Source organism: Variovorax sp. dw_954 (assembly GCF_018449755.1).
Classification (GTDB): Bacteria; Pseudomonadota; Gammaproteobacteria; order Burkholderiales; family Burkholderiaceae_C; genus Variovorax.
On the sequence record NZ_JAAVVD010000071.1, the window covers coordinates 1 to 2,821 of the forward strand.

General features: G+C 66.1%; 2 protein-coding genes and 1 pseudogene. All 3 read left to right on the forward strand.

Annotation, left to right across the window (positions count from 1 at the left end):
• Positions 1-15 precede the first annotated feature (15 nt).
• Entirely contained in the window at positions 16-1,242 is a 1,227-nt protein-coding gene (locus tag HB681_RS37445; RefSeq protein WP_213959959.1) for an arginine deiminase, read from the forward strand.
• Between the two features lie 24 nt (positions 1,243-1,266).
• Positions 1,267-2,271 (forward strand): ornithine carbamoyltransferase, encoded by a 1,005-nt coding sequence (locus HB681_RS37450; RefSeq protein ID WP_213959960.1) that lies wholly within the window; start codon positions 1,267-1,269, stop codon positions 2,269-2,271.
• Positions 2,272-2,273: 2 nt separating this feature from the next.
• A pseudogene (locus tag HB681_RS37455) lies at positions 2,274-2,821 on the forward strand (carbamate kinase); the annotation flags it as partial.

Below are 2,821 nucleotides of genomic sequence, written 5' to 3' on the forward strand. Positions count from 1 at the left end.
ACAAGGAGACATTGCATGCATGCTCTAGGCGTTCACAGCGAGGTCGGCAGGCTCCGGACCGTCATGGTCTGCCGGCCGGGATTGGCGCACCAGCGGCTCACGCCGGGCAACGCCGCAGACCTGCTGTTCGACGACGTGCTCTGGGTCCACGAGGCGCAGAAGGACCACTACGACTTCGTGCTCAAGATGCGCGAGCGCGACACCGAGGTGCTCGACCTGCACGAGATGCTGGCCGAGACGCTGCAGGACAAGGCGGCGCGCGCCTGGGTGCTCGACCGGCGCATCACCGTGAACGAGGTCGGGCTCGGGGTGCGCAGCGCGATAAGGCCCTGGCTCGACGAGATGCCGGCCGCCAAACTGGCCGACCACCTGATCGGCGGCATCGCACTGCTCGACATCCCGAAGAGCGAGATGTCCTCCATCCTGATCGGTGCCTTCGGCGACACCGACTTCGTGATCCCGCCGGTGCCCAACACGTTGTTCCAGCGCGATCCGTCCTGCTGGATCTACCAGGGCGTGACCTGCAATCCGATGTTCTGGCCCGCGCGGCAGCCCGAGACATTGCTGCAGCGCGCGATCTACAAGTTCCATCCGCGCTTCAAGGGCGCCGACTTCCAGATCTGGCTGGGCGATTCCGACGAGCCTTTTGGCGCGTCGACCATCGAGGGCGGCGACGTGATGCCCATCGGCAAGGGTGTGGTGCTCATCGGCATGGGCGAGCGCACCACGCGGCAGGCCGTCTACCAGCTGGCCGAGCAACTGTTGACGCGCGGCGGCGCGACGCGCGTGATCGGCTGCCTGATGCCCAAGAGCCGTGCCGCGATGCACCTCGACACGGTGTTCAGCTTCTGCGACCGCGACCTCGTCACCGCCTTCCGCGAAGTGGTCGACCAGGTGCGCTGCTACAGCGCGCGCCCGGACGGCAACGGCAGCATCGAGGTCCACCTGGATGAGGGCCATCTGTTCGACGTGGTGCGCGACGCGCTCGGGCTCAAGGCGCTGCGCGTGGTGGAGACCGGCGGCAACGCCTGGCAGGCGCAGCGCGAACAGTGGGACGACGGCAACAACGTGGTGGCGCTCGACCCCGGCGTGGTGGTTGCCTACGACCGCAACACCTACACCAACACGCTGCTGCGCAAGGCGGGCGTGGAAGTCATCACCGTGCGCGGCTCCGAACTCGGGCGCGGACGCGGAGGCGGGCACTGCATGACCTGTCCGATCTCGCGCGATCCGGCCTATTGACGACGACCAACCAAGGAACTGAACATGAGCTTCAATCTGCGCAACCGCTCGTTGCTGACCGTGCAGGACTACAGCCAGCGCGAATTCCGCTACCTGCTCGACCTCGCCCGCGACCTCAAGCGCGCCAAGTACGCGCGCACCGAGCAGAAGCACCTGCAGGACAAGGAGATCTGCCTGATCTTCGAGAAGACCTCGACGCGCACCCGCTGCTCCTTCGAGGTGGCCTGCCATGACCAGGGCGCCAACGTGACCTACCTCGACCCCGCGGGCTCGCAGATCGGCCACAAGGAATCGTTCAAGGACACGGCGCGCGTGCTGGGGCGCATGTATGACGCCATCGAGTACCGCGGCGCCAGCCAGACCGGTGTGGAAACGCTGGCGAAGTATGCGGGCGTGCCGATCTTCAACGGCCTGACCGACGAATACCACCCGACGCAGATGCTCGCCGACGTCATGACGATGCGCGAGCACTGCGACAAGCCGATCAGCCAGATCAAGTACGCCTATCTGGGCGACGCGCGCAACAACATGGGCCACTCGCTGATGATCGTCGGCTGCCTCATGGGCATGGACGTGCGCATCTGCGGCCCGAAGCAACTGTGGCCTTCGGACGAGTTCACCGGCATCGCGCGCGACCTTGCCACGCGCTACGGCGCCACGCTCACCATCACCGACGACCCGAACGCGGCGGTCAACGGCGTGGACTTCATCCACACCGATGTGTGGGTGTCGATGGGCGAGCCGAAGGAAGTCTGGAAGGAGCGCATCGGCCTGCTCATGAAGTACCAGGTCAATGCCGCGCTGATGAAGGCCAGCGGCAACCCGCAGGTAAAGTTCATGCACTGCCTGCCCGCGTTCCACGACACAGAGACGACGCTGGGCAAGCAGATTGCCGAGACCTACGGCATCAGCGACGGGCTCGAGGTGAACAACGAGGTGTTCGAGTCGGAGTGGAACATCGCCTTCGAGCAGGCCGAGAACCGCATGCACACGATCAAGGCGATCCTGGTCGCCACGCTGGGGGACTGAAGGTGCTGATCGTCACGGCCCTCGGCGGCAATGCTCTCCTGCGGCGCGGCCAGCCCATGACCGCGGAGAACCAGCGCGAGAACGTGCGCATCGCGGCCCACTCGCTGGCGCCCGTGGCGCGACAACACGACCTGGTGGTCGGCCATGGCAACGGGCCGCAAGTCGGCCTGCTGGCCCTGCAGGGCGCCGCGTATACCGAGGTCGAGACCTATCCGCTGGACGTGCTGGGCGCGCAGACCGAAGGCATGATCGGCTACATGATCGAGCAGGAACTCGGCAACCTGCTGCCCTTCGAGCGCCCCTTCGCGACGCTGCTGACGATGGTCGAGGTCGATGCCAGGGATCCGGCCTTCAGCAATCCGACGAAGTTCATCGGCCCCGTTTACTCGAAGGAGGCGGCCGACAGGCTGGCCGCAGAGAGGGGCTGGGTCGTCAAGCCGGACGGCGACAAGTGGCGCCGCGTGGTCGCCTCGCCGGAGCCCAAGCGCATCTTCCAGTTGCGGCCCATCAAGTGGCTGGTCGAACACAACACCATCGTGATCGCGGCCGG